The organism is Pseudomonas sp. LH21 (genome assembly GCF_036549575.1).
Classification (GTDB): domain Bacteria; phylum Pseudomonadota; class Gammaproteobacteria; order Pseudomonadales; family Pseudomonadaceae; genus Aquipseudomonas; species Aquipseudomonas peradeniyensis.
In genome coordinates this window covers 4,011,478-4,034,211 of sequence record NZ_CP144367.1, presented here as the reverse complement: position 1 = coordinate 4,034,211, position 22,734 = coordinate 4,011,478, and the positions used below count along the sequence as shown (strand labels likewise).

Sequence of the window (22,734 nt, the reverse complement as noted above, 5' to 3'; positions counted from 1 at the left end):
CAAGCATGCTTTTCCGGCCTTTCAGCTGTTGTTCTGGCCAGTCGCATTCCTTAGTCTCGGCCTGTCGTTGCTGATTCAACGACCGGGTGTGCAAGCCCGTACAGGTACAACGCGAAAGCGCTTTTGGGCCTTGCCGGCAGTCTGCGGTTCGGGCCCTCCAATGGCGGCTATGCGTGGGAGGCCCTTGGGCCTGCCGAGTTCCTGTACCCTCGGTCTTGCACACCTGCGTATAGCTGCCACCTATTCGAGTGCAAGCGGATTCAGGCAGTTTTCCCATGACGGTACAGGAGTGCTGAACCATGCTGAAAATCGTGCCCGACCCACCCCGCATCTTGCCCCGGGAGGTTCGCCCATGACCCTCGATACGACCCCTCGAACCTCCCGCCCCACCACGGCCCACGCCAATTTCGGCACCTGCCACGACGCCCATCCACCGATGTTCTCGGTGCATGCCGGTATTGATGGCGAGGATGCGCTGGTGTGCGCGGTGGCGGCCTTGCAGGCGGCCTACGAAACCAATGCCATGGCCCTGGAGAAAGCCAGCGAACCACTGCGCAGTCTGCTGGTGGCGACGGAGAACTCCCTGGAAAAAGGGCTGGCCTTGGCGTCGGCTGTGCTGGATGGGATAGAGCGGGGTTAGTCGATGGCAGCGAGGGCCGCCTGTGCGGCCCGACCCTGCACCTGCCCGTCAGTGATCGAGCATCTTGTGATAGGTCACGAAGTCCTGCTCGGCCACATACCCCAGTGACTCATACAGCGCCCGGGCGGCGAGGTTGGTCCGGGCGGTGTCCAGGCTCAACCGCTGCGCGCCCTCGGCCTGGAAAATCTCGGTCAGTTGCTGCATCAGGTAGCGGGCATGACCGCCCCTGCGGGCGTGCGGGGCAACGAACAGGTCATACAGCCAGTAGAAGCGCTTCATCGCCAGCGAACAGGTGGCCGGGTACAGCTGGGCAAAGGCGATGGCCTGGCCGTCGGCGTCCAGCAGCAGGTAGATACGCGAGTTGCCGGTTTCGAGGTTGGTCTTGAGGAATGCGCGGGAAGCGGGGAGGTCATCCGCCTCCTGGTAGAACATCCGGTACTGGTTGAAGAGGTCCGCGGCGGCGTCCAGGTGGTGCAGATCACAGGCAATGACGTTCATGTCGGGGCTCGCAGGAGGGTGGTGCACCGTGTGGCGCAGTGCGTGAAGAAAGGATCTGTTGCAAATCCCACGGCCAGTGGCCGCTGGTGCGGACTACGCTTTCGACTGTGGCGTGGGCAGGGGCTTCCGATGGTCGCAAGACATTTGAGGCGGGCGCCCCGAGCACGTAGCATCAACTCATCAGCGTACTGGAGGTAGTCATGGCTCGATACGCACCTGCAAAGCAGGACAATACCTTTGTTCCCAAGCAAAAGCGAAGCGGCAAAAGTGATGAAGAGGTTCTTCGACAGGGTGCCCGTTCAAGCGAGGCGCTGCTTGATTATGTCGAAAAGCATGGAAAGCTGCCTGTAACCAAGTGAGGGGCCGTGCCGTCTGTCAAAGTCTCTGAGCTGTTCAAGCTGGGATTTGAAGATTGGTACGATCTCTACGTCGATTTCCATGCCTACAAAGTCGGTGGCATTCAGCCGAAGACGTTTGGCAGGGACGCACCACTTGAAGATAAATTCCAGCTTTACCATATCCATCTGGCCACCTCCCAACCGGTCATGCTGCGTTGGGCGTCAATCGACGAGCCATTTCGTCGGACACATCGCGTCGATGAGCCCGAAAACGACTATTGGCTGATTTATGCCTATGACGAGTATCTGGACGAGTACTTGATGTTGAGGCTGATGGGACCCGGTGCACACAATCGCAAAGGATGGGGTTCATTGCTGCGCAACATCGTGAGTGAAATCGTAGAGCCCTGGTCATTGGGTCGGGTCACTTACGATGAGCCAGATTAGCGCTCTGGTAGAAGGGCCGCAGGTGCGGCCCGGTTCTCAAAGGCTTGTGCCAGGATGCCTGCCCCCCTTAAATTCGTCCCCTTCATTTACGGCCATACACAACCCATGGCCGGCTCCAGGATCAAGGACGAATGTTGCCGTTGCTTTCCCGTTTCCTGCTGCACGCACTGGCCTGTGTGGCGTTTCCCTTCCTCTTGAGCCTGGGCTTCGATTTCTATCGGCAGCATGTTGGCCCGCCCATGGCGCGAGGCGTCAGCGTCGGCTTGGCGACGATGATGGTGTTCTACGCCTTCGTGCTCTTCAACCTGCTGATGGTGGCCATTCCAAGAACGTCACTCCGCTACGGATTGACGCTGTTGCTGGTGCTGTTGGTGCTGGCGTTCTTCAATACCTTGCACCCGTTGCGGGCGCTGGGCTTCGCGTTGTTATGCGGTGGTTTGTGCGCAGCGGCGATCAGCATGACGCCCACAGTGACATCGCTGTTGAACAAGTGCCGCAAGTGAGGACCCCAGCGCAGTGGATCAGCAGACCAGCACGCGTCGCTCTTCGAGCCATCGTTCGAAGCAGGTGAAGGTCTCGACCGCTGCCTTTACCGTCTGGGCCTGGGCGGCAGGCTCCTGCTCGGCGCCAGCCAGTCGATCGAGGAAGCTGCGCCAGCGTGCGCCGGTCTGCGCGCCGTAGACGTCGAGAAACGCACCGCCGCTGTCGGCGTCGATGCCCAGGCGTTCAGCCATGGCTCGCTTGAGTACCTGGCCGCCCAGGGTGGAGCCTTCAAGTACATACATCACACCGAGTGCACTGGCTTCATCGTCGATGCGAGGCAGGGCGTGGCACAGCGGCAGTGCTTCGACATCGATGGCCAGGGCGCTCAGGTCGCGGGACAAGGCGGGTGTCTTGTTGCGTTCGGCGGCCTGGTACCCGGCCAGCAAGGTATCCAGCGGCGCATGGAAACCGTGGTAAGCCGCAAGCAGGCGCGCATAGGCCGTCCGGTCGAAGCCTTCGCTGAAAAACGGCAGGCGCGCCTCCAGCCCTTCGTGGCAGGCGCGGGTACCCTCGCGCAAGGCAAGCAACAGCGGGCTGACGGTAGCGGACATGACGCAGGCTCTGAACAGGACGCAACCGATACTGCCAGATCCCATGGCGCCACCACCACTGCCGATTTTCCGCACCTGGCATTTGATCTGTGGAATCATTGCGCCGCCTCTGGAGTGAGGCTTTCACGGCTAAGACAGGAATGCAGCACGATGCGCGCAACAACAAGGAACTGGCTGGCCCTGGGGCTGGCGTTGCTACCGGGCCTGGTCGGCGCGGCGGAGCCAGAGCCGGTACCGGTGTACCGGGAGATCAAGGACTGGGTGGTGGGCTGCGACAACACGCGTTTTTGCACCGCGGTGCTGGCCGATCATCCGGAGTTAATGCGGGTGGGCATGCTGGTGCAGCGCGAGGCGGGTGCCTGGGGCAACCTGCACCTGACCCTGGTGGGCAGCACCGACTGGTCGGGCGAGCCCCTGCTCGACGGCCAGCTGCTGGTCGCCCCTTGGCGCATGACCCGCGGCGTCGAGACCACCCTGGAGCTGGAGGGCGCCGATGCCTATGCCGTGCTGCGGCAATTGCGCAATGGCCAGCGCCTGGTGGACGACACCCGGCCAGGGGAGCGCGTGAGTTCGCTGCAAGGCCTGAGCGCCGCCTTGCTGCTGATGGATGCGGTGCAGGGCCGGGTCGGCCACTACAGCGCGCTGGTGCGACCCGGTGACAGCGTCGCCGACGCCCAGTTGCCCATTCCGGCCAAGCCCCGGGGGCCGGCCTTTGTGGCAGCCACGCCGCTTAGCGAGCAGGAACTGGCGGGCATCAATCCGGTGGTGATGGCCAAGGCGGCCGCCGAAGACCAGCTGAAGAACGAATACGATGTCGCTCCCAAGCTAGAGCTGCATGCCCTGGACGACCAGCACGCCCTGGCGCTGCTCAGCTACAACTGCAACGATTTCCATTGCCTCTACGCGTTGTACAAGGTGTCGCGCAAGGCGCCTTATGCCCTTGGGCCGCTGGAGTTCGAGGCACCGTCCAGCCCGGTACTGATCAGCCGGATGCGCGACGCCATCGAGTTCTACCCCAAAAAGGGCGAGCTCCACAGCTATGCCAAGGACGACTATCCCGGCAGTTGCGGGGTCGAGGAAAGCTGGCGCTACGACGGCATGCGCATGCGCCTGGTCAGGTTGGCGCGGATGGACCGATGCGCCGAAGTGGGCACTGACAGTTGGCCGGTACTATGGCGCAGCGAAGGCTGAAAACGTGAAAGGGACGTCAGGGGCAACCCCATGCAATGGATGAAACACCATCGTGCGGCACTGCTGCTGGTGCTCGTGGCGCCACTGGCCGCGCAGGCTGAAAGCACCCAGGCAGCGCTCGAAGCGGTGCCGCTGTACCGGCAGGTCAAGGACTGGGCGGTCGGCTGCGACAACACCCGTGCCTGCACCGCGCTGCTGGCCATCGACGACGAGCTGATGAGCGGCCTGCAGACCATCGTCCGGCGCGAGGCGGGGCCGCAGGGCAAGCTCGAGCTGACGCTGCGTGTCGGGCCGGCGTTTGCCGACCAGGTGCTGCTCGATGGCCAGGAACTGCCGGCTCAATGGCGGCGGATCCAAGGTGAGTACGATTTCGACCTGCAGCTCGAAGGCGATGCGGCTCTGGCGCTGATCCGTCAGATACGCAACGGCAATCGCCTGAGTTCGTTGACCGAGGATGGCGAGCTGGTCGCGTCGTTGCAGGGGATCAGTGGCGCGTTGCTGGCCATCGATGCGGTCCAGGGGCGGGTAGGGCATGTCGATGCGCTGGTGCGGGTGGGTGACGCCCCGGCTGCCGAGGTGCCTGACGCTCCTGTCGCGGCGGCGTTGCCACGGTTCGTCGCCGCGCCGGGCATGAACGACGAGCAGGCTCATGAAATCGGCAGGACGGTGAAGCACCAGGCGGATGTCGAGGGTGATGTGCCGGGCCTCAGCTTCAGCCACTATGAGGTGTACCCGCTTGACGCTGACAGCGCCCTGGTCATTCTCAATGTCGGGTGCAGTGGCGAGTTCTGCGCCAATTACCTGTATCGGGTGTCCCGCACCGCCCCTTACCAGATCAACAAGATAGCGTTCGAGACCCCGATGCCGTTACTGGCGCCGCTGCTCAGTGGTCATGTTGCGTTCGATCCGCAAAGTGGCCAATTGCAGGCCACTGATAAAAGCCTGTTGGAGCGTGGTTGCGGGCTGGTCCAGCAATGGCGCTATGACGGTGAGCGCATGCGCCTGGAGCGCGTGGCCCGGCTGGATCGCTGTGGGTATGTGAAACCGGAGTTCTGGCCGGTGCTATGGCGCCGTGGTTGACGCGTTCCCTGTAGGAGCGGCCTTGTGCCGCGAAAGGGGCGCGAAGCGGCCCCGGCGATCTTTGCGTCAACGCTGAAATCCTGGGGCCGCTGCGCAGCCCTTTCGCGGCACAAGGCCGCTCCTACAGGGTCTGAGGGACGGTTCAGAACGCCAGCTTGTAGCCGATCAGCAACAGCATGGTCGCCAGGCAAGGCCGCAGCACGCGGTCGGAGATGCGCCCGGTCAGGTGGCTGCCCAGGTAGATCCCCGGCAACGAGCCCAGCAGCAGGTAGCCCAACAGCGACCAGTCCATGTTGCCCATGCCGGCATGACCCAGGCCCGCCACCAGGGTCAGCGGCACGGCGTGGGCGATCTCGGTGCCGACCAGGCGGCGGGTGACCAGGAACGGATACAGCAGGAACAGCGCCACGGTCCCCAGCGCGCCAGCGCCGATGGAGGTGAGGGTGACCATCACGCCCAGCACCACGCCGGTGATCACGGTGAGGATGTTCAGGGTGCGGTCGCTGAGGTGGTAGTGATCGCCGGCATGCTTGCTGGCGAAGGCCTGCAGGCGCGACTTGAACAGGATTGCCAGGGCGGTGAGGATCAGCACCACCGCCAGGCCTTGCTTGATGATGGCGTTGAGCGCGGAGGTGTCGGCGTGCAGGGTGCTGAGGAACCACAGGGTCAGCGCGGCGGCCGGGACGCTGCCCAGGCTCAGCCAGCCGGTGATCTTCCAGTCGATGTTCTTGTTGCGGCCATGCACCCAGACGCCACTGGCCTTGGTGATGGCGGCGTAGAGCAGGTCGGTGCCCACGGCGGTGGCCGGGTTGATGCCGAACCACAGCAGGATCGGGGTCATCAGCGAACCGCCGCCGACGCCGGTCATGCCGACGATGAAGCCCACAACCAGGCCCGCAATGGTGAAACCGAAAGAACCTACATCCATACGCTACTCGACGCCCAGCTTGCCCGTGATCGGATGCATGCCAGCATATAGGTTTTTTTATAGCCAAATAGACTTGTTGGTTATTAGGTTATAACCGATGACCGAAACAAGCCCGAGCGTGCTTCCCAGTGGTGCCCGAGTGGTCGATGTCGCCAGCGTGAAGCGAACTCGTAGGCCAAGGGTGCAATGCGGCGTTTATTCATGTGAGGTGATTAGGAGTCTCCCCGAGTATCGAAGATGACATGGGGGCCGGAAGTGCTTTCTTCCATACCATTGACAGACCACACGGAATGTCCATGGCCGACGTGACTTCCTGCGAGCAGATTATGTTTTGGGATAATGACTTTCCATTCCTTGCCTACATCGCTACTCGTAACGATGTGCTCGAATTCGAATAATGTTTGAGGAACCTCGGATTCGTTTCCTTCTTCGTGATTGCTTCTGCTAATTTGAACCTGGCGGAGCTTTAATTTATCACCCACCTTTAGATTTGGGTATGGAGGTGCGATAAATGCGACCTCATGTGCCATGATGAAATCTCGGGTGAATTTTCCGAGTTCCGGCATCGGGCTGTATTGCCCTTCTGGCAGATTTTTCCTGCTGGTGACAGCTTCTGACATGATTCTTCTCCTGGGGTTTTCCGAACGGTCTAAATACAAGAGTCTTCATCTTCACTCGGGAGGCATCTATTGACCGTTCTGCTCTTGTGGTTTCTTATGGCCGCCAGGCGATAGTCGCGTAATTGTCCCAAGTTGTAACCTGATAAAATTACTAGGTAGGGTAGCGGCGGATCTGACTAACACCATAAGTATTACAAACGGTTCAACACATCTTCGGTTGGAGGCTGATGGCGCCATACGGTCGAGGTACCATCACCTGCGTCATTCGTGTTGACCTTTCCTTGGGTTGTCGACGACAGGGGGATTTCAGAGGAACTGCACTAACGATCGGTCATCACCACCATCACCTGCGCATCGCCGCCATCCTCGCTCTCCGACAGGTATATATGCCCCACCTGGCTGTCGAAATACGCCGTCTCCTGCGGGCCGATACTGACCGTTTCGCCGGTCTCGAACTCGATACGCACGCGTCCGCTGATGACCATGGCGAACTCCTGGCCGGGGTGGCGGATAAAATCGTCGAACTGGCCGCGTTCACGGGCGATGATGCGGGCATAGGCCGGGGTCATGCGCCGCTCGGGGAAGGCGCCGGCGATCGGGTAGTAGTCGTAGGTGCCGGTGGAATAGCCCGCCACCGTTGCCAGCGAATCGACCACCACGGTGGCCGGCTGCGGTGCGCCCACCGGGCCGCTGGCGCGGAACAGCTGGGCAATGTCCAGGTTCAGGGCGCGGGCGGCGGCGGCCAGTTTTTCATAGCTTACAGAGACCTGCGCCAGCTCCATTTTCGACAGCGTGGACAGCGGCACGCCGCTGAGCGCCGACAGCTGCTTGAGCGTCATCTGCCTGGCCTTGCGCACCTGGCGCAGGCGCGCGCCGACTTCACTGCGGTCGAGCGGGGGGCGGGTGGAGGGGACGTCGGGCATCGGGGCTCTCGGGCTGTGCTTTGGTCGGGCATCTTACCTTGGCGCCTTGCGCAATCCTAAATTCTCATATATTAGAATTCTCACAAATGATAATTAGCGCCGGAGGAGCGTGCATGGGACAGGTCCACGACATTCTGATCATCGGTGCCGGCATCGCTGGCGCCTCCCTGGGTTACCGCCTGGCCGGCCAGCGCCAGGTGCTGCTGCTCGAGCGCGAGGCGCAGCCGGGCTATCACGCCACCGGGCGCTCGGCGGCGATGTTCATGGAGGCCTACGGCACCCCGCAGATCCAGGCCCTGACCCGCGCCAGCCGGGCGTTCTACGAGCAGCCGCCGGCGGGCTTCTGTGAACACCCGCTGCTAGAACCCCGCGGTTGCCTGTATGTCGCCAGCCATGAGCAGCACGATCTGCTGGAAAGCACCTACGCCCAGAACCTGGCCAATGGCACCGCCGTCAGCCTGCTCGACAGCGCGGCGGCGCTCGAACTGGTGCCGAGCCTGCGCGGCGAACTGCTGGCCGGCGCCGTGCACGAGACCGGGGCGATGGACCTCGATGTGCACGCCCTGCACCAGGGCTTCCTGCGCGGCCTGCGCCAGGCCGGTGGCGAGCTGCGCTGCAATGCCGAGCTGGTGCAGGCGTACTATCGGGATGACCTGTGGCATGTCGAGCTGGCCGACGGCAGCCGCCTGCGTGCGCGGCTGCTGGTCAATGCCGCCGGCGCCTGGGCCGATCAGGTGGCGGGGCAGTGCGGGGTCGGCAAGGTCGGCCTGCAGCCGTGTCGACGCAGCGCGTTCACCTTCCCCGGCCCTGCGCAGCACGACTTCGCCCGCTGGCCGGCGGTGATCGGTGTCGACGAGAGCTTCTACTTCAAGCCCGACGCCGGCCAACTGCTGGGCTCGCCCGCCAACGCCGACCCGGTCGAACCCCAGGACGCGGCGCCCGAAGAGCTGGACCTGGCGCTGGGGATCTACAACATCGAAGCGATGACGACCCTCGAGATCCGCCGGCCCAGCCACAGCTGGGCGGGGCTGCGTTCGTTCGTCGCCGATGGCGACCTGGTGATCGGCTTCGACCCGGTTTCACCCGCGTTCTTCTGGCTGGCGGCCCAGGGCGGCTATGGTATCCAGTCCGCCGCCGGGGCCTCGCGCCTGGCGGCCGACCTGTTGCTGGGCCTACCGCTGTGCGCCAGCCTTGTCAGCCAGGGGGTCGAGCCAGCACGGCTGTCCCCGGCCCGTTTCATCCAACCCTGAATGGAGCATCCCATGAGCAATGAAATCCAGCGTTTCCCCAGCAGCCTGCCGTTTCCCTTTTCCCGCGCAGTGAAGGCCGGGGGTTTCCTGTTCCTGTCCGGGCAGGTGCCGATGAGCCCGGGCGGTGAGGTGGTGCGTGGCGATATCCAGGCACAGACCCGGGCGGCCTGCGAGCGTATCGCCGAGAGCCTGGCGGCGTGCGGCGCGCGCTTCGACCAGGTGGTGAAGTGCACCGTGTGGCTGTCGGACATGAGCCATTTCGCCGGTTTCAACGAGGTCTACAAGGAGTTCTTCGGCGCGGCGCTGCCGGTGCGTTCGACGGTGGCCTCGGCACTGGCGCTGGGCGTGGATGTCGAGATCGAGGTGCAGGCCTACCTCGGTCAGGACAACTGACACCGTGGCAGCGGGCTTGCCCCGCGATGGCTGTATCGCGGGGCAAGCCCGCTGCCACGACAACCTGCTACGACCCGACACAACAATAAAAACCAGAGGTGCACATGCAAGAGCAGCTGAAGATCGCCGGCGCATTCGTCGGCGTGATCGTGGGGGCGGGCTTCGCGTCCGGGCGGGAACTGCTGTTGTTCTTCGTCGATTTCGGCGTCTGGGGCCTGGTCGGCGCGCTGGTCAGCGCCGCGTTGTTCACGTTCCTCGGCATGGCCCTGGCGGGGCTGGGCAACCGCCTCCAGGCCACCTCGCACAAGGCGGTGATACAGGCCATCTGCGGTCGCCACCTGGGCGTGCTGGTCGACTGGCTCATCACCTTCTTCATGTTCGGCGTGACCGTGGTCATGCTCGCCGGTGGCGGCGCGCTGCTCGAACAGCAGTTCGGCATCCCGGCGCTGGCCGGCAGCGTGCTGGTCACCGTGCTGGTGGTGGCCATCGTCTGCCTGGATGTGCAGAAGGTGATGGTGGCCATTGGCGCGATCACTCCATTGCTGATCCTGGTGGCCTCGGCCATCGCGCTGTATGCGGTGTGCACCCGCAGCTTAAGTTTCGCGGCGCTCGACCAGGTGGCCAGCCAGCAGGAGGCGGGCACCCATCACTGGTTGCTTGGGGCGTTCCTGTATGTCTCCTACAACATCGTTGCCGGGGCGCCGATCCTGGCAATCCTCGGCGGCTCGGCGCGTAACGGGCGGGTCGCCGTGGTCGGCGGCCTGCTGGGCGGCGCGGCGCTCGGCGGGTTGATGCTGGTGATGAGCGCGGGGCTGCTGTCGCGCCTGGACAGCGTGGCCGCGCTGCCGATGCCGATGCTGTCGATCGCCGGCGAAGTGTCGCCGCTGCTGGGGCTGGTGATGTGCCTGATCATCTTCGGGATGATCGTCAACACGGCGGTGGGGACGCTGTTCTCGTTCCTGTCGCGGCTGTTGCCGGCGGGCACGTTGAAGTTCCGCTGGGGAGCGGTGGCGGCCGGTGGGGTAGGGTACGTCTGCAGCCTGGTGGGGTTCATCAGCCTGGTCGGGCAGGTGTATCCGCTGTTCGGCTACCTGGGATTCGTGCTGATGGCGGCGGTGCTGGTGGGATGGTTACGGCGGGGCAGGGGGGCTAAGGTGGCGGTGGCCTGAGGCAAGCCCGCCCCCGCAGTGCATGCGGGAGCGGGCGGCAGGTCAGATGCGGAAGCTGCCGACCAGTTGCTTCAGGCGCCCGGCCTGCTGGCTCAGGGCGTCGCAGTGGCGCAGGGTTTCGTTGAGGTTCTCCACCCCTTGCTGGTTTAGCGCGTTGATCTGGGTGATGTCCAGGTTCAGGCTTTCGACCACGGCGGTCTGCTCTTCGGTGGCGGTGGCCACCGACTGGTTCATGCCGTCGATCTCGCCGATGCGCTGGGTGACGCTGGCCAGGCGCTCGCCGGCCTCGTTGGCCACCTGCACGGTCTCTTCGCTGGAGACCTGGCTGGTGTTCATGGTGTGCACCGCCTCGCGCGAGCCGACCTGCAGGCTGGTGATCATGCGGTGGATCTCTTCGGCCGACTCCTGGGTGCGGTGGGCCAGGTTGCGCACTTCGTCGGCGACCACGGCGAAGCCACGGCCGGCCTCACCGGCACGGGCGGCCTCGATGGCGGCGTTGAGCGCCAGCAGGTTGGTCTGCTGGGAGATGCCCTTGATCACGTCGAGGATCTTGCCGATCTCGTCGGTGCTGGCGTTGAGGGTCTCGATCTGCTCGCAGGACTCGCTGATGCGCTCGGACAGGGCGGTCATGGCGCTGATGGCCTCTTCGACCACCTGGCGGCCACCGTTGGCCTGTTCGCTGGCGCCACTGGCGTGTTGCGAGGCATCGGCGGCGTTGCGGGCGATTTCCTGGGTGGCGGCGCCCAGTTCGTTGATGGCGGCAGCGACGCTGTTGGTGCGCATGCTCTGCTCTTCGGAGCCAGTGAGCGAGGCGTTGGAGGCGACCACGACCTTTTCCGACAGGTCATGCACCAGGCGGGTGGCCGAGGACACTTCGCTGATCGAGGCGTGGATACGCTCGACGAAACGGTTGAACGAGATGGCCAGCTCGCCGAACTCGTCCTTCTGCTCGACAGTCAGGCGGCGGGTCAGATCACCTTCGCCTTCGGCGATGTCCTGCATGGCGCGGCCCATGGTGGTCAGCGGGCGCATCAGCACCGGGATCAGCAGGCCGAGCAGGCCGGCGATGACGGCCACGGCGATGAGCATGGCGATGATGGCCGAAGTGCGGAACTGGCTCAGCGGGGCGTAGGCCTTTTCTTTGTCGATCGACAGGCCGATGTACCACTGCGCCGACGGCAGGCCGTCGACCGGGGCGAAGGAGATGATGCGTTCCTTGCCATCCAGGCTCACTTCCTGGATGCCGGTTTCCACGCGCAGCGGCGAGCCCGGGTAGATGTCCTTGAGGTTCTTCATCACCCGGTCCTTGTCCGGGCTGACGATCACCTGGCCATTGCGGTCGACCAGGAAGGCGTGGCCGATGCCGCCGAAGTCGACGGCGTTGATGATGTCGACCAGGGTGTTCAGGCTCAGGTCACCGCCGACCACGCCGATCAGCTCGCCGCTGCCCTTGGCCTTGACCGGCATGGCGATGGTCACCACCAGGCCACCTACCGCCGCCATGTAGGGCGGGGTCAGCATGGTCTGGTTGGCGGCCACGGCCTGGGTGTACCAGGGGCGCTGACGCGGGTCGTAGCCATCGGGCATCTTGGCGTCGGGGCGCTGGGTGAACAGGCCGGTGTTCTGGCCGAAGTAGGTGAACTGGAAGTTGCTGGTGTACGACGGTTGGTCGACCAGGCCCGGCACGTTGCTGCCGGCACCCTGCTGGGCGATGTCCTGGGCCAGGTTCTCCAGCACCAGGATGCGTCCGCTCATCCAGTTCTGCACACTGCTGGCGGTCTGCGCGCCGGCCTGGCGCACCGAGGACTCGATGTTCTGGCGGATGGTGTTGCGTTGCAGGTAGTCGTTGTAGAGGGTGAACAGCGCAAAGGCCAGTACGACGACGGCGCAGGCACTGAGCAGGATCTTGTGGCGGAATTTCAGGTTCATGTTTCGAGACCTTGAGCCAGTGAAAGGAGGGCGCCGCGTGCTTGTGGCACGAATGGCGGAGCCTGTTGCAACGCTATCGGCCGAGTCTGAAAAATGTTGAAAGACTAAATGTCGCAATGCTTGGCCGAATCGCCTTCAGTGGGTGACAAGTTGTTTCGATGCCAGCAAGCCAACCAGCGCTCTGGCCGCCTGACCGAGGGGTTGCTGCTTGAGCCAGAAGGCATTCACCGGCAGTTGCAGTTCGTTGCGGGTATTGTGGAATTCCAGTCGCACCAGGCGCCCGGCGTCGATCAGCGGCGCAACCCGCGACAGGGGCAAATCGCCCCAGCCCAGGCCCGCCTCGACCATCTGCACGGCGAGGTCCAGGCTGTCGGTGCGCCAGTGCGAGGTGCCGATCAGCGAGCGTGGGTCGGACAGCGGCAGGTCGCGGCTGCGTACCAGGATCTGGCGCAGGTTGACCAAGTCTTCAAGGTGACGGATGCGCCCTTCGCGCAGGGCGGGGTGCTGCGGCGACAGCGTGGCCACCAGCGATTCCATGGCGATGTGCTGGAAGCTGCGCCGCGGGTCCACCTGCAACCCGGCGAAGGCCAGGCACAGGCCGGCGCGACCGCTGTCGAGCAACTGCAGGGCCTCTTCCTGAGGCGCGGCGAGCAGTTCGATGTCCAGCAGCGGATAGCGCTCGCCAAGGCGGGTGATGGCGTCGAGCAGCGGGCGCTGGTCGATGTCCGGGACCACGGCGATGGCCAGGCTGCTTTCCAGCCCGCGCGACAGCTCCAGCGCGTGCACCTCCAGCAGCCCAAGCTGTTCGGCGATCAGCCGGGCATGGGGTTCCAGGGCCTGGGCCTGGGCGGTCGGGCGTGCTTCGCGCGAGCCGCGCTCGAACAACGGGTAGCCGAGTTCCGCCTCGAGGTTGCCGATGGCCATGCTCACCGCCGAGGGCACGCGCCCGAGGGCCCGCGCGGCGGCGGAAAACGAGCCGCGGTCGAGCACGGCGAGAAACAGCAGGATGGTGTCGCTGGAAAAGTTCATGGCAGTCTCCTTTCAGTAAATCTGAAGGCTGCCGACTTTTTCTGTCAAGTGTGTTGATGCATTCTGCGCGCCTTCGTCATACCCGCAGCAAGGTAATCCCGTGCAAGGACTCAAACGCAAACTGGTCTACGTGACCTTCTATGAACTGATCGGCCTGTGCATGTCGACCCTGGGCCTGGCCTACCTGTCCGACACCCAGGCCTCGCACACCGGCCCCCTGGCGGTAATGATCACCACCATCGCCATGCTCTGGAATCTCATCTACAACACCTTGTTCGAACGCTGGGAGAGCCGCCAGGCCAAGCGCGGCCGCAGCCTGGGCCGGCGGGTGGCGCATGCCATCGGCTTCCAGCTGACCCTGGTGGTGTACCTGATCCCGCTTATCGCCTGGTGGCTGGACATGACCCTGCTGGAGGCACTGTTGGTGGACCTGGCGTTCATTATCCTGGTGCCGTGCTACACGTTCGTCTACAACTGGGCGTTCGACCGGATCTTTGGGCTGCCGAACTCGGCGTTGGCGACAGCGTGAGCCTTTTGTAGGAGCGGCCTTGTGCCGCGATAGGGCTGCGAAGCAGCCCCGGCGATCTATGAATAAATGCTGAAATCCAGGGGCCGCTTCGCGCCCCTTTCGCGGCACAAGGCCGCTCCTACAGGGGGTGCGTTGCCTGCAGATCATGGCGTTCGGTAACCCAGCAAACTGTCCTCCACCTGCCCCGACAGGTAATACACCCCGGCCATGGCCCCGCTCTGGCGGTTCTCCATCAGCTCCTGCCATTCCTGGTTCAGCGCCACATTGAGGATCACCCGCAGCTGCTCGACCATCTGCGGCTGCTCGCGGTCATGGGTGATGATGCCGTAGCCGGTTGCCGCCACCGAGATCAACGCCCCCGCCGCCTTGCCCACCGCCGCCGCGATCGCGCTGGCAGCGCCGCGCGGGGCCAGGGTGGCGCCGAGTTTTTCGCTGGCCTGGGTGGCCACCGACGACAGCCCCGCCTCGGTCTGCCCGGGGCCCTTGGCGGCCTGCTGGTGCAGGTGCTGGCGCAGCGACTGCCAGGCCGGTTGCTGGTCCAGCGACTTGGCCCGCAGCAGTTGGTAGAGCGAGGCGTTGCGTGCGTCCGGCGGCCCCAGGGCGATGATCGGGATGCGATTCAGGCGCTGACTGAACTGCTCGGGCGGCGCGTTGTAGCGCTGGATGATCGCCGGTAGCTGCTGGCCGAGCAGTTGCAGGTAAAGCTCGCTGGCGCGGTCGCGGATGCCCTCGGGGTTGATCTGCTCGGCCACCGGGTCGATCACCCGTTCGCGGTATTGTGCCTGCAGATACAAGCCCAGGCGCTTTTCCGGCGGCTCGTTGCCGTTGCCGCTGTTCATCGTGTACCAGGCCACCTTGAGCGTGAGCCATTGTTGGGTCCAGTAGCCGGTGAACCAGGGGATGAAGTCGTTCTCGGTGCGTTGTTGCACCGCTCTTTCCACACGCGCATGGAGCGTCGGGCGTAGTCGTTGGCCGAGCCTGCGGCAGCGACCGAGGCCTCGATGATTTCCTGGTCGATGCGTTGCCAGACGGCGGGGGGCAGGTTCTGCGGTGGCGGTGGGGCCGTGGGGCGTTTGCCGGCGCAGCCGGCGAGGGCCAGCAGGAGGCAGAGCGCAAACATCACGAGGATTGATTTCACGCGGATTGCCCCCTTGGCGAGAGGCTGGGTGGTTATCCGAAGTATAGGTTTGTCTTGAAGGCCTCATCGCGGGGCAAGCCCGCTCCTACAGGTACTGCACAATACCTGTAGGAGCGGGCTCGTCCCGCGATGGGCCGCAAAGCGGCCCCCTTTGCAGGCGTGAATGACATGCTCACCCCTCCAGCTTCAAGTGCAGCAATGGATACGGATCGCCCTGGCCATCCACCTCGGAACGGCCGACCTGGACGAACCCCTGTTTCAGGTAGAACCCCACCGCCTGCGGGTTCTGTTCATTGACGTCCACCTCACGCACGTCCAACTCCTCGACCACAGTGGCCAGCAGCGCCTTGCCGATGCCCTGGCCGCGGCAGGCGGGGTCGATGAAGAGCATTTCCAGCTTGCCGTCATGCACCCCGGCAAACCCCTGGATATGGCCGTCGCTGTCGCGCCAGGCACGCAGTTCGACAAACCCCAGGTACTGCTCGCGCACCAGCGGCCGCAAACGTTCGATGTAGCCATCGGGAAGAAAGTCATGGGTCGCCCGTACCGAGGCTTCCCACAGATCGGCCAGCCGATCGAAATGTTCCGCGCCCACCGGCGCGATAGCGTGTTTCATGTTGGCCTCCAAGGCACTGTGATGAATCGGCGGTCATGGTACGGCGCGCCTTGGGGCTGCGCTATGCTCGGCCTTTCATCTCTCGCCGTGGAGCGCCGCATGCCCGCTGAACCGATCCCCCGGGCCGAGGCCCTGTTGCTGGTGGACGTGCAATGCGCGTTCATGGAAGGGGCCAACGCCGTCCCCGGTCACCTCGCCCTGCAGGCAAGCATCGCCCGCTTGCTGGCGCGGGCACGGCAGGCTGGCGTGCCGGTGATCTTCCTGCAGAACGACGGCGCGCCCGACAGCCCGGACGCCCCGCACACAGCGGGCTGGCAGCTGTATTTTCCGGCGGGCCGGGGTGAGCACGTGCTGTTCAAGACCGAGGATGACGGCTTTGTCGAGACCAGGCTGCAGGCCTTGCTGGATGAGCTGGGTGTCCAGTGCCTGGCCCTGTGCGGCCTGCTCTCTGAAATGTGCCTGGCCGCCACCGCGCGCGCCGCGCTGCAACGGGGTTTCGAGGTGTTGTTGGCGCACGACGCCCACGCCACCTACGACGTGCCGCCCGGCCCAGGCGGCTCGCCGGGTGTGCCCGCCGCCCTGGCGGCGCGGGCGGCGGAATGGTCGCTGGGGGACGAAGTGCTGATCCTGCCTGGCGTCGACTCGGTGGCGTTCAGCCCGGTCGATGCAGCAGGTGGAACGTGACAGGTCTCAGATCAGCACCTGGTACGGCGCATAGGGCCAGTCTTGCGCCAGCATGATCTCGCCGGTCTGAGGCTCCAGGGTCTTGAGATGGCCATCCAGGTCCAGGAACAGGTTCACCGCGTGCGCCTCGTCGCCGCACGTGCCAGCAATCCAGCCCACGGCGTAGGGGTAAGTTGCATTGCCGTGGTAGGCGTCGAGTGAGGCCTGGCCTTTGTAGACGAAGGCGAAGTCATCGCAGTCGAAGCTTTCGCTGCGCCAGCGGCAACGGCCAAGGCCCGTGTCTTGCCAGATTTGCCTGGCGTGGTATGACGAGATGGCCTGGTAAGCGCTGTCGGCTTCACAAAGCGCGTCGGCGGCAACCGTCGGCCAGGTCGTCTTGATGAGGTCGAACAGGCGTTGGCCGGTGATATGGTAACGATGCAGGGTGAAACGCGTGGGTTCCTTTGCGGGGCTTGCCAGGTACAGCCAGTCCCAGGTGCTGTTGCCGGCCTTGAAGGCTTTGCGGTCACCGTCGATTTCGACCTGCAGGGTGAATTGCTGGGCGTCGTTGCCGTGGCTGACGGGGCACAGCTTGATGCGCGGATAGCCTGGCCAGTTTTGGCCGGAGGCGAACAGCCAAGGGTCCCTGCCGATGGGACCATTGGCGTAAAGGCTCCAGGGGCGATCGTTCGCCGAGACGTCCAGTGTGGCTAGGCGCCTGTGGCCAGTGGCCGACACGGCGATGTAGAGCACATCCGAGTTGTAGGTGTCGAAGTCGCCCAGGTAGGCCCAGCCCCAGGATCCTTGCTGCTGGGCGCACAGGACTCGCCCGTGTTCGTCGAACAGTACATACGACTCGTCACTGGCCAGTGTGTCCAGCGACATTGCCGCGCTGAGTTCACCACCCGCCGGGCTTGGTCTTGGCGTTGGCGCGGCCTCCGGCGGGGCCGTGGGAATGCGATCGGGTGAATGGCTGACTGATTGGGCAAGGGTTGCAGTTGTGTTCATGGCACCTTCGGCTGGACAAGCCCGACGGGATGTCGGGATGCCCTGGAGTCTCGCCCGGATCCCGCCGCACGATCATACGGCACGGCTTCCCTTGGGCCCGTCCAGTTCCAGCTTGTCCTCCAGGCGATCCAGGTGCTCGTGCATCAGGCTCAGGGCGGTCTGGCCGTCGCCACTTTCCACTGCATCGATGATCGCCGCGTGCTCCTGCCACGCGCAGTGCTCGCAGTACGGTGACTCATAGCGGGCGATGATCAGCGAGGTCATCGGCACCAGGCCGTTGAGAAAACGTGCCAGCGGCGCGTTGGCGGCCATCTGCGCCAGCTTCATGTGAAACTCGCCGCCCAGGCGGATCGCCGTGCAGCGTTCGCCGCGCTCATGGTGCTGGCGCTCGCGCTCGACCAGCTGGCGCAGTTGGCGGATCTGCGCCGGTCGGGCGCGCTGGGTGGCCAGGCCGATCAATGTGGTCTCGGCCAGGCGCCGGGCGCTGAGCACCTGGCGCGCCTGCTCGGGGTCGGGCGCGGCCAGGTGCGCGGTATGGCTGGGGCGCTGCACCACCACCTGCTGGTCGGACAGACGCCCGAGCACCCGGCGGATCACCGTGCGGCTGACGCCGAAGGCATTGCCCAGCGCCTGCTCGGGCAGGGCGCTGCCGGGTGGCAGGCGCTGTTCGAGGATGGCGTCGAACAGCCGGGGGTAGATCTGCTCCGCCGACAGGCGGGTCTCGCCGGCACCGAGCAGGGCAGGCAGGCGGGGGGCGGCTTGGGCGCAGGCGGTCATGGTCGCTCTCCTTCTTTGTTCAGGTGCCTGGTTGGTCGTCCGGGATGTTCAGGGCGATGCCCATGCGCTGGCCTTCGGCGAGGATGTGCTGGCGCATCTGCTGGCTGGCCTTGGCGCTGTTGCGCTCGCGGATCGCGCGCACCACCGCCTCGTTTTCGCTCAGGCGTGCGGCCAGGTGCTCGGGGGAGTTGCGCAGCATGGCGGCGCTCTGCTTGAGGGCATTGCCGGTCTGCTGCACCACGCTCTGGAAGATCGGGTTGGTGGTCAGGGCGAACAGCGCTTCGTGGAAAGTGATGTAGGCGTTGATGCCGGCCTCGCTGTCACCGGCCTCGAGGGCTTCGCGCATGTCCATCAGGGTCAGGCGCAGCTGGCCGATGTCCTGGCTGCCGGCCGATTGCGCCACCAGCCCGGCGATGAAGGGCTCGAGGGTGTAGCGCAGCTCCAGCACGTCGGCCAGGCTGGCCTCGGCGACGGTGTCCGCTTCCTGCGCCTGGGCGGCGTCGGCATCCAGCACCAGTACGCCCTTGCCGGGCATCGAGCGCACCAGGCCCAGGGTTTCCAGGACGATCACCGCCTCGCGCAGGCTTGGTCGGCTTATCCCCAGTTGTTCGGCCAGCTCGCGCTGGCCGGGCAGCATGTCGCCGCTGCGCCACTGGCCGCGGGCCAGGGCCTGGCGGAGTTTCTCCACCACTGAATTGACTACGGTCGAAGAGCTGATCACGGTTCGCTCCTTGGTTGACGCGGCATCTTTGCGCTTGGCCGGCCGGCGCTGGGCGCCGTCGGCCTTGGGCTTAGAATTCCTGTTGATGGGGTTGGCCCTGCTTGCGGGTGATCGGGGCGAAGCCAGGCTTGTTGGCCAGCACGTTATGGGCGCGCTCCAGGTCGATGTCCTTCTCCCAGCGGGCGATGGCCACGGTGGCGACGCAGTTGCCGATGAGGTTGGTCAGCGCCCGGCCGATGCCCATGAACCAGTCCACGGCCAGCACCAGCACCAGGCCCACCACCGGAATCGCCGGTACCGCGGTCAGGGTGGCGGCCAGGATCACCAGGGCCGAGCCTGGGATGCCGTGGGCACCCTTGGAAGTCACCAGCGACACCAGAAGAATGGTCAGCAGGTCGGTCATCGCCAGCGGCGTGCCGGTGGCGTTGGCGATGAACACGATGGCCAGGGTCAGGTAGATGGAGAAGCCATCGAGGTTGAACGAGTAGCCGGTGGGGATCACCAGGCCGACGGTGGAGCTGCCGATGCCGAGGTGCTCGAGCTTGCGCATCACCTGGGGCAGCACGGCGTCGGAGGAGGCGGTGCCGAGGACGATGGACAGCTCCTCGCGCAGGTACTTGATGAGCGGCAGCAGCCTCAGGCCCGACAGGCGCATCACCGTGCCGAGGATGATCAGCACGAAGCCGGCGCAGGTCAGGTAGAACAGCGCCACCAGGCCGCCCAGGTGCTGCAGCGAGCTCAGGCCGTATTTGCTGGTGGTGAAGGCGATGGCGCCGAACACGCCGATCGGGGCCAGGCGCACGATCATGCCCATGATGCGGAAGATCACGTGGCTGAGTTCGTTGATCAGCCGCGAAATGCCCGAGGCCGACTCGCCCACCAGGTTCAGCGCGCTGCCGAACAGCACCGAGAACAGCAGCACCTGGAGGATGTTGTTGTCGGCGAAGGCGCCCACCACCGAGGTGGGGATCAGGTCCATCAGGAAGGTGGTGGTGTTGTGGATGTGCGCGCCGCGCTCGGCCAGGGCGCCGGCGTCGGCGCTGGACAACTGGTCGAGGTGGATGTTGGCGCCGCTGCCGATGCCGGTGGAGAAGGCGAACACCAGGCCGATCACCAGGGCCAGGGTGGTCAGCACTTCGAAGTAGATCACCGACTTCAGGCCGATGCGTCCGACCTTCTTCAGGTCGCCGGCGCCGGAAATACCGCTGACCACCACGCAGAACACGATCAGGCCGATGAGCATCTTGATCAGCTTGATGAAGCCGTCGCCCAGGGGTTTGAGTTGCAGGGACAGGTCGGGGAAGCTCAGGCCGCAGACAATGCCGAGGGCAAGGCCGAGCACAACCTGGAGGAAGATCGAACGCGAACACCATTTGAGCATGGGAGGAGTCTCTGGTCGGTGTCCTTGCCCCCCAAGCCACACGGAGCGAAAGAGCGCAGGACTTAATTATTGTGGTCTTACCGGTTTGTTCACTGCCAAGCCATAAAACGCCGATTTTTTTCACTTTGCAAGTGATTTCGGCCTTACCGGTCTGACCAGTTGTGGTGCAGTGAAGAGGCTTCTGCTCTAGTGTGGTGCGTGGGGGGATTTCAGGGCTTGGAAAGCACCTGATCGACGGCGGCGATCAATTTGCCGAGGTCCTTGGGAGGGGCGTTGTGGATCACGCCGAAGAGGTAGGCGCGCTGTTCGTCTTCGTCGTCGGGATCGCTGAAGAACACTTTCGGCTTGACTCCCAGGGCCTCGGCGAAGCTTACCAACGACTCGATGCTGGGGGAGTAGGTACCGGTTTCGAAACGGCTGATGGTCTTGGGGTCGAAGCCGGTTCGCTCGCCCAGTTGCGCCTGAGTGAGGCCCGCCAGTTTGCGGTAGCGGCGCAGGGCTGGACCTAGATCTGTTCTCGTCATCGCTCAATTCCCATTTAGAATCAAGCACTTAACGATATATGTCGATATGGCGCAACGGCATGATTCGTCACCTTTATTTGCAAAATGTGATGGAATTCGTAGAATTCGCCGCTTTGATTGATCAGTCATTCAAGTTGTCGTCCAGGGCGATCCGGCCATTTGCCGGCTCGTGTGCAAGCGTTGTCGGACATTGGAACTGATCCAGGATGAACGGTTCCGGCGCCCCTGGCCTCCTGTCAGGCCATGCGTCGGGCCGTGTATGAACGGAGTCTCATCGTGCGTCAGAACCTGCCGGTCAATCCGGTCGAGCAAAGCTTTCCCGAGCACCAGCGGCTCATTTCGGCGACCGACACGGCCAGCCTGATCACCTACTGCAACGCCGAATTCGCCGCCATCAGCGGCTACAGCCAGGACGAGCTGATCGGCAGCCCGCACAACCTGGTGCGTCACCCGGACATGCCCGAGGCGGTGTTCGAGCTGATGTGGCAGTACCTCAAGGCTGGCCGCAGCTGGATGGGCATCGTCAAGAACCGCTGTCGCAACGGCAACTTCTATTGGGTCAACGCCTACGTCACGCCGATGCTCGACAACGGCCAGGTGGTCGGCTACGAGTCGGTGCGCGTGCGTCCGACCCGCGAGCAGGTGGCCCGCGCCGAAGCCCTGTACGCCCGGCTGCGTGAAGGCAAGGCGGCGCTGTCGCCGACTCGGCGCCTGGCCCTGCTGGGGCGGGCCATGGCGCTGCCGCTGCTGGCGGGGGCCGTGGCCATTGGCGCCGGTCAGGTATTGCCGGACCTGCCCGCCCAAGGCCTGACCCTGGCGCTGTTCGCCGGCGTCGGCCTGTGGGCGCAGAGCCGCATGGGGCGCCACTTGCGGCGCATCGTTCAGGTTGCGGACAACACCTTCAGCGACCCGGTCGCGGCCTTGACCTATAGCGACCTGCCCGGTGCCGCCGGGCAGCTGGAGCTGATCCTGGTCAGCGAGGAGGCGCGTCTGAAGACCGCGCTCACCCGCCTGAGCGACCTCGCCGTGCAGATGGCTGGCGCCGCCCAGGATGCCGGGCGCTTGTCGCGCAGTACCGAGTCGGCGCTGCTCGAACAGCGAGCCGAGACTGACCTCACCGCCACCGCCATGACCGAGATGGCCGCCTCCATCGGCGAGGTCGCCGGCCACGTGCAACTGACCGCCGAGCAGGCGCACACCGCGCACCTGCTGGCCGGGCAGGGCAGCCAGGTGGCCGACGCCAGCGGCGCGGCGATCCAGAGCCTGGCCGGCACGGTCGGGCAGATCAACCAGGCGGTCAACGATCTGGCCGGTCAGACCGGTGCCATTGCCGAGGCAGCCGGAATGATCCGCGCCATCGCCGAGCAGACCAACCTGCTGGCGCTCAACGCCGCCATCGAAGCGGCCCGCGCCGGCGAGCAGGGGCGCGGCTTCGCGGTGGTCGCCGACGAGGTCCGCGCCCTGGCCGACAAGACCCGCCAGTCGACCCTGCATATCCAGTCGATCATCGACAGCCTGCGCGGCGGTGCAGAGCAGGCGGTGAGCATCGCCAGCCAGGGCCTGGAAGGCGCGCAGCAGGGCGTGACCCAGGTCGCCCTGACCCGGGAGGCCCTGCAGGGCATCCAGCACGCGGTGCAGCGCATCAGCGACATGAGCCAGCAGATGGCCGCGGCCTCGCAGGAGCAGTCCAGCGTGGCCGAGGATGTCTCGCGGCAGATCAACGGCGTGGCCGGCACGGTGCAGCAAAGTGCCCGCCGCGCCAATGCCGCGGCTGTGCGCGGCGCGGAACTGGAGCAAGTGTGCGCCGGGCTGCGCGCCCTGGTGGAGCGCTTCAACCGCTAGGTTGCG

The 22,734-nt window shown here is 64.8% G+C and carries 25 protein-coding genes and 1 pseudogene; 12 read left to right on the top strand and 14 right to left on the bottom strand.

Going from position 1 to position 22,734, the window contains the following annotated elements:
- The first annotated feature begins 352 nt into the window (after positions 1–352).
- Positions 353–640, top strand: a complete 288-nt coding sequence (locus tag VUG52_RS18325; protein WP_050705018.1) for a hypothetical protein — start codon at positions 353–355, stop codon at positions 638–640.
- Between the two features lie 48 nt (positions 641–688).
- On the opposite strand, the gene VUG52_RS18320 is transcribed toward VUG52_RS18325, so the two are convergent.
- Positions 689–1,138 (bottom strand): GNAT family N-acetyltransferase, encoded by a 450-nt coding sequence (locus VUG52_RS18320; protein WP_050705019.1) that lies wholly within the window; start codon positions 1,136–1,138, stop codon positions 689–691.
- Between the two features lie 200 nt (positions 1,139–1,338).
- Here VUG52_RS18320 and VUG52_RS18315 point away from each other — a divergent pair, with 200 nt between their 5' ends.
- From VUG52_RS18315 to VUG52_RS18305, 3 genes are all read left to right on the top strand, one after another.
- Positions 1,339–1,497: a hypothetical protein gene (locus VUG52_RS18315; RefSeq protein ID WP_156177521.1), complete on the top strand. Its 159-nt coding sequence runs from the start codon at positions 1,339–1,341 to the stop codon at positions 1,495–1,497.
- Positions 1,498–1,503: 6 nt separating this feature from the next.
- Positions 1,504–1,923, top strand: coding sequence for a type II toxin-antitoxin system YafO family toxin (locus tag VUG52_RS18310; RefSeq protein ID WP_082337704.1), 420 nt, complete (start codon positions 1,504–1,506; stop codon positions 1,921–1,923).
- A 131-nt stretch (positions 1,924–2,054) separates the two neighbouring features.
- A complete protein-coding gene (locus VUG52_RS18305; protein ID WP_331831845.1) occupies positions 2,055–2,426 on the top strand; it encodes a hypothetical protein in 372 nt (123 codons plus the stop codon).
- An 18-nt stretch (positions 2,427–2,444) separates the two neighbouring features.
- On the opposite strand, the gene VUG52_RS18300 is transcribed toward VUG52_RS18305, so the two are convergent.
- Complete coding sequence (locus VUG52_RS18300) at positions 2,445–3,017, bottom strand: biliverdin-producing heme oxygenase (protein WP_050705099.1); 573 nt, start codon at positions 3,015–3,017, stop codon at positions 2,445–2,447.
- Positions 3,018–3,167: 150 nt separating this feature from the next.
- Here VUG52_RS18300 and VUG52_RS18295 point away from each other — a divergent pair, with 150 nt between their 5' ends.
- Positions 3,168–4,208 carry a DUF1176 domain-containing protein gene (locus tag VUG52_RS18295; protein WP_052896420.1) on the top strand — a complete coding sequence of 347 codons (1,041 nt, stop codon included), beginning with the start codon at positions 3,168–3,170 and terminating at the stop codon, positions 4,206–4,208.
- Between the two features lie 30 nt (positions 4,209–4,238).
- On the top strand, positions 4,239–5,288 hold the full coding sequence (locus tag VUG52_RS18290; RefSeq protein ID WP_050705023.1) for a DUF1176 domain-containing protein: 1,050 nt from the start codon (positions 4,239–4,241) through the stop codon (positions 5,286–5,288).
- A gap of 142 nt (positions 5,289–5,430) precedes the next feature.
- Here the strand turns inward: VUG52_RS18290 and VUG52_RS18285 are convergent, their stop codons facing one another.
- From VUG52_RS18285 to VUG52_RS18275, 3 genes are all read right to left on the bottom strand, one after another.
- Positions 5,431–6,216, bottom strand: coding sequence for a sulfite exporter TauE/SafE family protein (locus VUG52_RS18285; protein ID WP_050705024.1), 786 nt, complete (start codon positions 6,214–6,216; stop codon positions 5,431–5,433).
- A gap of 212 nt (positions 6,217–6,428) precedes the next feature.
- Positions 6,429–6,836 (bottom strand): hypothetical protein, encoded by a 408-nt coding sequence (locus VUG52_RS18280; RefSeq protein ID WP_156329611.1) that lies wholly within the window; start codon positions 6,834–6,836, stop codon positions 6,429–6,431.
- 320 nt (positions 6,837–7,156) lie between these two features.
- A complete protein-coding gene (locus VUG52_RS18275; RefSeq protein WP_050705025.1) occupies positions 7,157–7,759 on the bottom strand; it encodes a helix-turn-helix domain-containing protein in 603 nt (200 codons plus the stop codon).
- Positions 7,760–7,872: 113 nt separating this feature from the next.
- Between VUG52_RS18275 and VUG52_RS18270 the strand changes: the two genes are divergently transcribed.
- The 3 genes from VUG52_RS18270 (at position 7,873) to VUG52_RS18260 (ending at position 10,571) form a co-directional block, all read left to right on the top strand.
- The gene (locus VUG52_RS18270; RefSeq protein ID WP_050705026.1) at positions 7,873–9,009 is read left to right on the top strand and encodes an NAD(P)/FAD-dependent oxidoreductase; all 1,137 of its coding nucleotides are present in this window, start codon (positions 7,873–7,875) and stop codon (positions 9,007–9,009) included.
- 12 nt (positions 9,010–9,021) lie between these two features.
- Entirely contained in the window at positions 9,022–9,402 is a 381-nt protein-coding gene (locus tag VUG52_RS18265; RefSeq protein ID WP_050705027.1) for a RidA family protein, read from the top strand.
- A 104-nt stretch (positions 9,403–9,506) separates the two neighbouring features.
- Positions 9,507–10,571: a YkvI family membrane protein gene (locus VUG52_RS18260; protein ID WP_331831844.1), complete on the top strand. Its 1,065-nt coding sequence runs from the start codon at positions 9,507–9,509 to the stop codon at positions 10,569–10,571.
- 42 nt (positions 10,572–10,613) lie between these two features.
- Here VUG52_RS18260 and mcpA read toward each other — a convergent pair whose 3' ends face one another.
- Positions 10,614–12,500, bottom strand: a complete 1,887-nt coding sequence (mcpA, locus tag VUG52_RS18255; protein WP_028692685.1) for a methyl-accepting chemotaxis protein McpA — start codon at positions 12,498–12,500, stop codon at positions 10,614–10,616.
- 135 nt (positions 12,501–12,635) lie between these two features.
- Complete coding sequence (locus VUG52_RS18250) at positions 12,636–13,529, bottom strand: LysR family transcriptional regulator (protein ID WP_050705029.1); 894 nt, start codon at positions 13,527–13,529, stop codon at positions 12,636–12,638.
- Between the two features lie 100 nt (positions 13,530–13,629).
- On the opposite strand from VUG52_RS18250, the gene VUG52_RS18245 reads away from it, so the two are divergent.
- Positions 13,630–14,058, top strand: a complete 429-nt coding sequence (locus VUG52_RS18245) for a PACE efflux transporter (RefSeq protein ID WP_050705030.1) — start codon at positions 13,630–13,632, stop codon at positions 14,056–14,058.
- 143 nt (positions 14,059–14,201) lie between these two features.
- Here VUG52_RS18245 and VUG52_RS18240 read toward each other — a convergent pair.
- Together VUG52_RS18240 and VUG52_RS18235 are read right to left on the bottom strand one after the other, a co-directional pair.
- Positions 14,202–15,178, bottom strand: a pseudogene (locus VUG52_RS18240) (hypothetical protein).
- A gap of 190 nt (positions 15,179–15,368) precedes the next feature.
- Positions 15,369–15,812, bottom strand: a complete 444-nt coding sequence (locus tag VUG52_RS18235) for a GNAT family N-acetyltransferase (RefSeq protein WP_050705032.1) — start codon at positions 15,810–15,812, stop codon at positions 15,369–15,371.
- 99 nt (positions 15,813–15,911) lie between these two features.
- Here VUG52_RS18235 and VUG52_RS18230 point away from each other — a divergent pair, with 99 nt between their 5' ends.
- Positions 15,912–16,496 (top strand): isochorismatase family protein, encoded by a 585-nt coding sequence (locus VUG52_RS18230; protein ID WP_050705033.1) that lies wholly within the window; start codon positions 15,912–15,914, stop codon positions 16,494–16,496.
- A gap of 6 nt (positions 16,497–16,502) precedes the next feature.
- Here VUG52_RS18230 and VUG52_RS18225 read toward each other — a convergent pair whose 3' ends face one another.
- From VUG52_RS18225 to VUG52_RS18205, 5 genes are all read right to left on the bottom strand, one after another.
- Positions 16,503–17,360 (bottom strand): lectin MOA-related protein, encoded by an 858-nt coding sequence (locus VUG52_RS18225; RefSeq protein WP_050705034.1) that lies wholly within the window; start codon positions 17,358–17,360, stop codon positions 16,503–16,505.
- 195 nt (positions 17,361–17,555) lie between these two features.
- Positions 17,556–18,260, bottom strand: a complete 705-nt coding sequence (locus tag VUG52_RS18220; protein ID WP_050705035.1) for a GntR family transcriptional regulator — start codon at positions 18,258–18,260, stop codon at positions 17,556–17,558.
- A 19-nt stretch (positions 18,261–18,279) separates the two neighbouring features.
- A complete protein-coding gene (locus VUG52_RS18215; protein WP_050705036.1) occupies positions 18,280–18,981 on the bottom strand; it encodes a FadR/GntR family transcriptional regulator in 702 nt (233 codons plus the stop codon).
- Between the two features lie 70 nt (positions 18,982–19,051).
- Entirely contained in the window at positions 19,052–20,362 is a 1,311-nt protein-coding gene (locus VUG52_RS18210; protein WP_050705037.1) for a C4-dicarboxylate transporter DctA, read from the bottom strand.
- 209 nt (positions 20,363–20,571) lie between these two features.
- Positions 20,572–20,886: a helix-turn-helix domain-containing protein gene (locus tag VUG52_RS18205; RefSeq protein WP_331831843.1), complete on the bottom strand. Its 315-nt coding sequence runs from the start codon at positions 20,884–20,886 to the stop codon at positions 20,572–20,574.
- A gap of 276 nt (positions 20,887–21,162) precedes the next feature.
- Between VUG52_RS18205 and VUG52_RS18200 the strand changes: the two genes are divergently transcribed.
- Positions 21,163–22,728 (top strand): methyl-accepting chemotaxis protein, encoded by a 1,566-nt coding sequence (locus VUG52_RS18200; protein WP_050705039.1) that lies wholly within the window; start codon positions 21,163–21,165, stop codon positions 22,726–22,728.
- The last annotated feature ends 6 nt before the right edge of the window (positions 22,729–22,734 follow it).

Coding starts and splice junctions, on each gene's coding strand:
- VUG52_RS18225 (WP_050705034.1), bottom strand. CDS start 17,360: ATGTCGCTGGACACACTGGCCAGTGACGAGTCGTATGTACTGTTCGAC.
- VUG52_RS18305 (WP_331831845.1), top strand. CDS start 2,055: ATGTTGCCGTTGCTTTCCCGTTTCCTGCTGCACGCACTGGCCTGTGTG.
- VUG52_RS18205 (WP_331831843.1), bottom strand. CDS start 20,886: ATGACGAGAACAGATCTAGGTCCAGCCCTGCGCCGCTACCGCAAACTG.
- VUG52_RS18315 (WP_156177521.1), top strand. CDS start 1,339: ATGGCTCGATACGCACCTGCAAAGCAGGACAATACCTTTGTTCCCAAG.
- VUG52_RS18260 (WP_331831844.1), top strand. CDS start 9,507: ATGCAAGAGCAGCTGAAGATCGCCGGCGCATTCGTCGGCGTGATCGTG.
- VUG52_RS18325 (WP_050705018.1), top strand. CDS start 353: ATGACCCTCGATACGACCCCTCGAACCTCCCGCCCCACCACGGCCCAC.
- VUG52_RS18265 (WP_050705027.1), top strand. CDS start 9,022: ATGAGCAATGAAATCCAGCGTTTCCCCAGCAGCCTGCCGTTTCCCTTT.
- VUG52_RS18285 (WP_050705024.1), bottom strand. CDS start 6,216: ATGGATGTAGGTTCTTTCGGTTTCACCATTGCGGGCCTGGTTGTGGGC.
- VUG52_RS18270 (WP_050705026.1), top strand. CDS start 7,873: ATGGGACAGGTCCACGACATTCTGATCATCGGTGCCGGCATCGCTGGC.
- VUG52_RS18295 (WP_052896420.1), top strand. CDS start 3,168: ATGCGCGCAACAACAAGGAACTGGCTGGCCCTGGGGCTGGCGTTGCTA.
- VUG52_RS18290 (WP_050705023.1), top strand. CDS start 4,239: ATGCAATGGATGAAACACCATCGTGCGGCACTGCTGCTGGTGCTCGTG.
- VUG52_RS18320 (WP_050705019.1), bottom strand. CDS start 1,138: ATGAACGTCATTGCCTGTGATCTGCACCACCTGGACGCCGCCGCGGAC.
- VUG52_RS18235 (WP_050705032.1), bottom strand. CDS start 15,812: ATGAAACACGCTATCGCGCCGGTGGGCGCGGAACATTTCGATCGGCTG.
- VUG52_RS18280 (WP_156329611.1), bottom strand. CDS start 6,836: ATGTCAGAAGCTGTCACCAGCAGGAAAAATCTGCCAGAAGGGCAATAC.
- VUG52_RS18230 (WP_050705033.1), top strand. CDS start 15,912: ATGCCCGCTGAACCGATCCCCCGGGCCGAGGCCCTGTTGCTGGTGGAC.
- VUG52_RS18300 (WP_050705099.1), bottom strand. CDS start 3,017: ATGTCCGCTACCGTCAGCCCGCTGTTGCTTGCCTTGCGCGAGGGTACC.
- VUG52_RS18275 (WP_050705025.1), bottom strand. CDS start 7,759: ATGCCCGACGTCCCCTCCACCCGCCCCCCGCTCGACCGCAGTGAAGTC.
- VUG52_RS18210 (WP_050705037.1), bottom strand. CDS start 20,362: ATGCTCAAATGGTGTTCGCGTTCGATCTTCCTCCAGGTTGTGCTCGGC.
- mcpA (WP_028692685.1), bottom strand. CDS start 12,500: ATGAACCTGAAATTCCGCCACAAGATCCTGCTCAGTGCCTGCGCCGTC.
- VUG52_RS18220 (WP_050705035.1), bottom strand. CDS start 18,260: ATGACCGCCTGCGCCCAAGCCGCCCCCCGCCTGCCTGCCCTGCTCGGT.
- VUG52_RS18250 (WP_050705029.1), bottom strand. CDS start 13,529: ATGAACTTTTCCAGCGACACCATCCTGCTGTTTCTCGCCGTGCTCGAC.